The sequence below is a fragment of the Kitasatospora sp. NPDC054768 genome (genome assembly GCF_053612025.1).
On sequence record NZ_JBSHBN010000011.1, the window covers coordinates 87,257 to 94,507 of the forward strand.

Annotated in this window: 7 protein-coding genes; 5 read left to right on the forward strand and 2 right to left on the reverse strand. The window is 75.1% G+C overall.

Features of this window, described 5'->3' with window-relative positions; genetic code table 11:
• Positions 1 to 74 precede the first annotated feature (74 nt).
• From ACWGKU_RS05630 to ACWGKU_RS05640, 3 genes are all read left to right on the forward strand, one after another.
• Positions 75 to 1,685, forward strand: coding sequence for a beta-propeller fold lactonase family protein (locus ACWGKU_RS05630; protein WP_401055279.1), 1,611 nt, complete (start codon positions 75 to 77; stop codon positions 1,683 to 1,685).
• A 112-nt stretch (positions 1,686 to 1,797) separates the two neighbouring features.
• Positions 1,798 to 2,454, forward strand: coding sequence for a helix-turn-helix transcriptional regulator (locus ACWGKU_RS05635; RefSeq protein ID WP_380353810.1), 657 nt, complete (start codon positions 1,798 to 1,800; stop codon positions 2,452 to 2,454).
• Positions 2,451 to 3,581, forward strand: coding sequence for an aminotransferase class I/II-fold pyridoxal phosphate-dependent enzyme (locus tag ACWGKU_RS05640; RefSeq protein WP_452179906.1), 1,131 nt, complete (start codon positions 2,451 to 2,453; stop codon positions 3,579 to 3,581). Before ACWGKU_RS05635 ends, ACWGKU_RS05640 begins: the two co-directional genes overlap by 4 nt.
• A 120-nt stretch (positions 3,582 to 3,701) precedes the next feature.
• On the opposite strand, the gene nagB is transcribed toward ACWGKU_RS05640, so the two are convergent.
• Together nagB and ACWGKU_RS05650 are read right to left on the reverse strand one after the other, a co-directional pair.
• Positions 3,702 to 4,484 (reverse strand): glucosamine-6-phosphate deaminase, encoded by a 783-nt coding sequence (gene nagB, locus ACWGKU_RS05645; protein ID WP_359899350.1) that lies wholly within the window; start codon positions 4,482 to 4,484, stop codon positions 3,702 to 3,704.
• Between the two features lie 288 nt (positions 4,485 to 4,772).
• A complete protein-coding gene (locus tag ACWGKU_RS05650) occupies positions 4,773 to 5,180 on the reverse strand; it encodes a hypothetical protein (protein ID WP_452179907.1) in 408 nt (135 codons plus the stop codon).
• A gap of 326 nt (positions 5,181 to 5,506) precedes the next feature.
• Between ACWGKU_RS05650 and ACWGKU_RS05655 the strand changes: the two genes are divergently transcribed.
• Positions 5,507 to 6,268, forward strand: coding sequence for a serine/threonine protein kinase (locus ACWGKU_RS05655; protein ID WP_359899347.1), 762 nt, complete (start codon positions 5,507 to 5,509; stop codon positions 6,266 to 6,268).
• Positions 6,265 to 7,251, forward strand: a 987-nt coding sequence (locus ACWGKU_RS05660; RefSeq protein ID WP_452191355.1) for a serine/threonine-protein kinase, incomplete at its 3' end; no start/stop codon positions are given. The genes ACWGKU_RS05655 and ACWGKU_RS05660, both read left to right, overlap by 4 nt.

Sequence of the window (7,251 nt, forward strand, 5' to 3'; positions counted from 1 at the left end):
AGGAGAGATCCATGAGAACACCCCGCACATCCCGTGCGCCCCGCATACCCCGTGCACCCCGTACCCGGACGGCCGTGGCCGCGACAGTCGCGACCACGGCCGCACTGCTGTCGCTGCCCGCGACGGCCGTGGCCGTCACGCCGCCGCCGGCCGTGGCCGCGCACGTGGCGGTGGCGCCCTACCCGGCGGGCGTCGCGCTGACGCCGGACGGCGGCCACGCCTACGTGACCAGCCAGAGCAGCGGCGCCGTCAGCGTGCTGGACACCGCGACCAACACGGTGTCCGGCACCTTCACCGCCGGGAGCGGCTCCTACGCCGTCGCCGTGTCGCGCGACGGGCACCGGGCCTACCTGACGCACCATCTGGACAACACCGTCAGCGTCGTGGACACCGCGACCAACGCCGTCACCGCGACCGTCCCGGTCGGCGCCCAGCCCTGGGGCCTCGCCCTCGCGCCGGACGGCTCCCGGGCCTACGTGAGCAACGTCGCCGCCAACACGGTGAGCGTGCTGGACACTTCGTCCGGAACCGTGACCGCGACCGTGCCGGTCGGCGCCGAACCGCACGGGCTGGCCGTCTCCGCGGACGGCGCGCGGCTGTACGTCGCGGCCTCCGGGGACAAGGCCGTCACCGTCGTCGACACCGCGAGCGGCACGGTGAGCGGCACCGTTCCGGTCGGCCACGGCGCCTTCGGGCTCGCGCTCAGCCCGGACGGCACCCGGCTGTGGGCCGCCGACGGCGACGACGGCACCGCCGCGGTGATCGACACCGCGGCCGGTACGGTCCTCGGCACCGTCGCGGTCGGCTCCGGCCCCTACGCCGTGACCCTCTCCCCGGACGGCGCGGCGGCCTACGTCTCCAACTACGCCGACAACACCCTGAGCGTGGTGGACACCGCGAGCCGGACGGTCACCACGACCGTCCCGGTGGGCGCCGCTCCGTACAGCCTGGCCCTGACCGCCGACGGGCGGCACGGCTACCTCGCCGACTTCACCGGCAACGCCGTCGACGTGGTGGACTTCCCGCTGCCGGTGCCGGACGTGACCGCGATCAGCCCGAACGGCGGCTCCGGGACGGGCGGCACCACGGTGACCGTCACCGGCACCGACCTGGCCGGCGCCACCGCCGTGACCTTCGGCGCGGCCGGCGCCGCGGCCTCGTTCAGCTGCACCCGGACCAGCTGCACCGCGACCGCCCCCGCGACCACCGTCACCGGGCCGGTGGACGTGCGGGTCACCGGGCCCGGCGGCACCAGCGCGGCCGTCGCCGCCGACCGCTTCACCTACACCGCCCCCGCCGCCCACCTGGGCGTCGCGCTCACCGCGACCCCGGTGACCGGGCTGCTGTCCAGCCGGGTCGACTACACCGTCACCCTCACCGGCCAGGGCCCCGACCCGGTCACCGCGGCCACCGTCACCGCCGACCTGCCCGCCGGACTGACCACGACCTCCGGCGACTGCACCGTCGCCGCCGGGAAGCTCGGCTGCGCGCTGACCGCGCCCCTGGCCAAGGGCGCGAGCACCACCCGGCACTTCTCGGTCGGGGTCGGCCTGTTCTCGCTGCTCCGCAGCTGGGACGTCACCGTGGCCCGCACCGCCGGGGCGCCCGCCGACCCGTCGCCCGCCACCAGCCGGGCCACCCGCAGCTGCTCCGCGGTCCTGGGGCTGCTGATCACCTGCAAGTAGCGCCCGCCCGACGCACACGGGCAGCCGCACCGGGCCCCGCCGAGACCCTTCGGCGGGGCCCGGTGCGCGAAAGTCCTGGACGAAGTGTCCGATCCGGACGTACAGTCCGATCATGTCTGCGGAAAACCCCGACCCACGCGTGCCGACCTGGTCCCCGGTCTGCCGCGCCGTGGCCCTGCTGCTCGGCCCGTACGCCGAGGTGGTGCTGCACGACACCGCCACCGACCGGGTCCTCGCCATCTGGAACCCGATGACCCCCCGGGCCCCCGGCGACCCCTCGCTGCTCGGCGAACTGGACGGGATCGACCCCTCCGCCCCCGACGTCTACGGCCCCTACGAGAAGCTGCTGCCCGACGGCCGGCGGCTCTCCTCGGTCAGCGCCGTGCTGCGCGACGAGGCCGGGAAGCCCACGGCGGTGCTCTGCGTCAACCTCGACCGGGGCCCGCTGGAGCAGGCCGCCGCCCTGCTGGCCGGCTTCGCCGCCCCCACCGCGCCGCGCCCCGAACCGCTCTTCGAGCGCGACTGGACCGAGCGGATCAACGACGTGGTCGGCGGGTACGTCCGCGACCGGGGCCGCCCGTTGGAGCGGTTCACCCGCGAGGACCGGCTCGCCGTCCTGACCGAACTCGACCGGGCCGGGGTGTTCGCCGTCCGGCGCGCCGTCCCGGTCGTCGCCACCGCGCTGCGGATCTCCCGTTCCACCGCGTACAGCCTGCTCGCCGAGCTCAAGCAGCACCCGGCGGGCCCCGCCAAGGAGTACCACCAGTGACCCAGCTCCCCGACTTCCGGCTCGAAACCCACTTCTCGCGCTGGGAGTTCACCGCCCGGTACCACCTCACCGCCTCCGACGCGCAGACCATGACGATGGCCGAACTGCTCGCCCTGGCCGGCCCCGAGGACCGCGAGGCCTGGGACACCCTGGCCCTCGGCTACACCGAGACCTTCGGCGACCCCGGGCTGCGCCGCGCGGTCGCCGGGATGTACGAACAGGTCGGCGAGGACGACGTGATCTGCTTCGGCGGCGCCCAGGAGGGGCTCAACCTCGCCATGCAGGTGCTGCTCGAACCGGGCGACCACGCGGTGGTGCTGACCCCCAACTACCAGTCCGCCGAGACCGTTCCGCTCTCGCTGTGCGAGGTCACCGGCGTCGCGCTGGACGCGGAGCGGGACTGGGCGCTGGACCTGGACGCGGTCGAGGCGGCGCTGCGCCCCAACACCAGGGTGCTGTCGGTCAACTTCCCGAACAACCCGACCGGCAAGGTGATCGACGCCGCCGACTTCGTCCGGCTGGCCGAACTCTGCGACGAGCGCGGCATCCGGCTCTTCTCGGACGAGGTCTACCGCGGCCTGGAGCACGACCGGGCCCGCACCCTGCCGCAGGCCGCCGACCTCTCCGAGCGGGCCCTGTCGCTCAACGTCACCTCCAAGTCGCTCGGCCTGCCCGGCCTGCGGATCGGCTGGATCGCCTGCCGGGACCGGGAACTGCGCTCGCGCCTGGAGCGGGCCAAGCACTACACCACGATCTGCAACTCGGCGCCGAGCGAGGTGCTGGCCCGGATCGCGATCACCGCCCGCGAGCACATCCTGGCCCGCAACCGCGCGATCATCGCCGAGAACCTGCCGCGGTTCGACGCCTTCTTCGCCGAGTTCGCCGACCTCTTCGAGTGGCGCGCGCCGGACGGCGGCTGCGTCGCCTACCCGCGCTACCGGGGCCCGGGCGACGTGGCGGAGTTCTGCACCGCCCTGGTCGAACAGGCGGGCGTGCTGCTGCTGCCCGCCGACGTCTTCCGCTCGGAGCTGACCCCGACCCCGGCCGACCGTTTCCGGATCGGCGTCGGCCGCCGCGACCCGGGCCCCGGCCTGGCGGCCTTCGGCGACTGGCTCCGCAAGCGCTGAGGCGCACTCGGGGCGGACCCGGTGCGCACCCGGGGCGGACGCGAAGCGGCCGGGGCGCCGGCCACCGAGGGGAGTCGGCGGCCGGCACCCCGGCCCGTCAGGGGTGCCGCCCGGGAGTGGTCAGAGCTTCTGCCAGGCCGGCTTGGCCGCGTAGGTGTCGCGGAAGTAGTCGGCGAGCTTGAGGCGGGAGGCGGCCGCCTCGTCCACCACCACGGTGGCGTGCGGGTGCAGCTGGAGCGCCGAGGCGGGGACGACCGCGGACAGCGGGCCCTCGACGGCGAGCGCGACGGCCTCGGCCTTGGCCTCGCCGGTGGCGAGCAGCACCAGGTGGCGGGCCTCCAGGATGGTGCCGATGCCCTGGGTGATGACGTGGTGCGGGACCTCGTCGATGCTGTCGAAGAAGCGGGCGTTGTCCACCCGGGTCTGCCGGGTGAGGGTCTTGATCCGGGTCCGGGAGGAGAGCGAGGAGCAGGGCTCGTTGAAGCCGATGTGGCCGTCCGTGCCGATGCCGAGCAGCTGGAGGTCGACGCCGCCGGCCTCGGCCAGCGCGCGGTCGTAGGCGACGGCCGCCGCGGCGATGTCGGACGCGTTGCCGTCCGGGCCCAGGAAGGAGTCCTCGGTCAGGCCGAGCGGCTCCACGACCTCGCGCAGCACCACCGACCGGTACGACTCGGGGTGGCCGGCGGGCAGGCCGACGTACTCGTCCAGCTGGCAGATGCGCGCCTCGGCGGCGTCCAGCCGGCCGTCGCGGACCCGCTCGGCCAGGGCCTGGTAGATCGGCAGCGGGGTCGAGCCGGTCGCCACGCCGAGCAGGGCGTCGGGCTTGTCGGTCAGCAGATCGGTGATCGCCGCGGCGATGAGGTCGCCGGCCGCACGGGCGTCAGGGACGATCACGATTTCCATACTGGGTCCACCGTTCTGAGGCGAGTCTGAGGTCTAGACCTCCGAGGTCTAGACCAGTTTGCCGTGAAGGGGTGCCCCAGGTCCACCCGGGTCCGACTGGCGGGCGATCTTCCGCCCCTGCCCGTTCTGCCGGGTGGGAACGGCCGGGGCCGGCCGTCGGGGGATGTCCCGACGGCCGGCCCGGTGTTCGTGTCCGCTACGGCTTCCTGCTCACCGGTCGTCCGGACGGCTGCCCGGTCGTACGGACGGCGTGGGGTGGGCGGGTGCGGCGCCTCGGCGGCCCCGCGGTCAGAACGGGTTGGTACAGGTGGTGACCTGCTGGGCGACGTCCAGCGCGGGGCCGGCGGTCGCGCAGATCATGCGGGGGGCGGTGGTGGTCACCCGCGGGGTGACCGCCTCGGCGGAGCCGAACCGCACGGTGGTCGCGGCGGCGACCGTCTTCCACGGGCTGCCCCAGGCGGCCTGGGTGCGGATCTCGACCCGAACCAGCGTCAACTGGCCCCGGTCGGCGCTGACCCGGGCGACTCCCACGATGCCCCCGCCGTCGGCCTGGTGCGAGACGCAGGGTCGGTTGAGCACCGCGGCGCAGGCCGCGCCGTCGGTTCCGGGCGTCGCCGCGGCCGCTATGGCCGGGGCCGCCGACAGGCCGGCTATCCCTGCCGCTGCCATGACCACAGCTGCGATCCGAGTGCGCATGATGCGAACCTCCTTGGAAATTAAGGGAATCTCACTCCTTGAGATGAGTCTTGCACACATTGTGAACTCGGCGTGTGTGCGTTGCGTCACACTCATGGTGACGGTTCAACTACATCCTGCAACCATTTGCCGCCCGTTCAGCACACGGACAACTCCAGTCCTGACGGACGATCGGTTCATCGGGAAGCGGCGGGTGGCATCGGCAACCCGCCCACGGCCCGGCGGGGTTGGCGGTGCCCCGGCGCTCCTCTCACCCGTCCGGGTGGCGGGTTGCCCCCGGGGCGAATCGGACGGATACCATCGACCCGATCCCACGGAGGTGCCGCGTGGACACGGTCATCGTGCAACTTCCCGGCCCGGGGCCCGAGGTGGCGCCCGGCGAAACCCCCGGCCTGCTGCGGATGGGCCCGGGCGAGACCGCGGTGTTCGGGCGCGGGGAGCCCGGCCGGCCGGTCCCCATCCCGCTGCCCGACCAGGGCGTCTCCCGCCGGGCGGGAGAGGTGGTCGCGGCCGAGGACTACTGGCGGCTGTCCAACTTCAGCACCTCGGCCACCTACGTGGTGGAGAACCTGGAGGGCGCGGGGGAGCACGTCAAGGTCGCGCCCGGCCGGATCGGCGCGCCCGTCCCGTTCGAACTCTCCCGGGTGCTGCTGCCCGCCCTCGGCGGGCCCGCCGCCTTCAAGGTCTTCGCCCCGCAGCACGCCTACCTCGACGGCCGGCCCGGCGGCGCCGAGGGCGAGCGCACCGTCAGCCCGTTCGCCCTGGACCCGACCGCCAAGTACTTCCTGGTCCTGCTCGCACTCTGCGAGCCCAGACTGCGCTCGCCCTCCGCCGCGGCCGTCCCCGGGGTGACCGAGGTGCTCGCCCGGCTGCGCGCCCTGCCCGGCTGCCGCGGACTGAGCCGCTCGGCGGTCAACTACCACATCGACTACCTGGTGGCGACCAAGCTGCGGCTGCGCGAGCCGTACGAGGAGGGCCCGGGCGGCGGAAAGCGCGAGGAACTGGTGGCGCTGGCGCTGAGGTTCGACCTCGTCCGGGAGGAGCACCTCGCACTGCTCCCGCCCCGGCGCCCGGCCGCCCGGCCGTGACGCCCGGTGCCCCGTCCGGGCCGGAGCCCGAGCCGCCCGGCGGCGGGCCCGCGCCCGGTGGCCCGCCGTTCGCGGTCCCGGCGGGCTACCCGATCGCCGGCTACCGCCTCGGCGCCTTCCTCGGCGCGGGCGCCTGGGGCAGCGTGTACGCCGCCGAGGGCCCCGACGGCGGCCCGGCCGCCGTCAAGATCCTCGGCGCGGCCCGGTTCAGCCCCGGCCAGCGCCGGACCGTGGCCCGGATGGCCCGCAGCGAGCAGCGCTTCAGCCGCCGCGCCGACCATCCCCACCTGATCCGCACCTTCGCCGTGGCCACCGTCGAGGACCCGGACCACCCGGCGCTCGACGGCGCCGTCGCCCTGGTGATGGAACGCGCCGCCCGCAACCTCCAGGACCTGCTGGCCGAGGCCCGCCCCGGTACGGCGGCGCCCGGAGCCGAACGCATCCTGACCGAGGTCTGCGCCGGGCTGACCCACATGCACCGGGCCGGCTGGGTGCACGGGGACCTGAAACCGGCCAATGTCCTGCTGATGCCCGACGGCACCGCCAAGATCGCCGACTTCGGCCTCACCGCCGAGCTGGAGGGCACCCACGCCTACGCCCCTCCGCTCGGCTCGCCCGACCACGTCCCGCCCGAGTGGTGGTCCGAGCGCACCGGTGCCCGCGGCGTCGCGGTGCGCCCCAGCGCCGACGTCTGGGCCTTCGGCGTGATCGCCCACCAACTGCTCACCGGCGGCCTGCACCCCTTCCTCGGCGCGACCGCCCGGGCCCGCTCGCTGGCCGCCCAGGCGTACGCGCGGGGCGCCGCGCCGCTGCGGCTGGACGAGGCGCTGCCGGCGCGCTGGCGGCCCGTGGTCACCGCCTGCCTCGCCCCCGGGCGGGAGGAGCGGACCCGGACCGGGCTGGCCCTGCTGGTCGCCCGGGCCGCCGCCCCGCCGGGCCGGCGCCGCCGCGCCGCCGTCCGGGCCGGCGCGGGCCTGCTGGCC